Source organism: Gemmiger formicilis (assembly GCF_016901605.1).
Lineage (GTDB): Bacteria > Bacillota > Clostridia > Oscillospirales > Ruminococcaceae > Gemmiger > Gemmiger formicilis_B.
In genome coordinates this window covers 1-289 of record NZ_JACJKP010000597.1, presented here as the reverse complement: position 1 = coordinate 289, position 289 = coordinate 1, and the positions used below count along the sequence as shown (strand labels likewise).

Below are 289 nucleotides of genomic sequence, written 5' to 3'. Positions count from 1 at the left end.
GCTGAATTGATAAGAAGGAAGACCACGATGAAACGTATTTTGATGTTGGCGACCGGCGGAACGATTGCCACGCTGAAAACAGATGACGGCAAGGTGCCGCAGCTTACCTCTCAGGAGCTGCTGCGCACCGTGCCGGAAATCCGGGAAATCTGCCATGTGGATACCGAACAGCTGTTTCAGCTGGACAGCACCAATATCCACCCGGATCACTGGAAACAGATTGCGCAGGCAATCTGGAACCACTATGAAGAATACGATGGTTTTGTGGTGACCCATGGCACCGACACCA

At 52.6% G+C, this 289-nt stretch carries 1 protein-coding gene; it reads left to right on the top strand.

Features of this window, described 5'->3' with window-relative positions:
* Positions 1-27: 27 nt before the first annotated feature.
* Positions 28-289, top strand: a 262-nt coding sequence (locus H6B10_RS16080) for an asparaginase domain-containing protein (RefSeq protein WP_204652431.1), incomplete at its 3' end; no start/stop codon positions are given.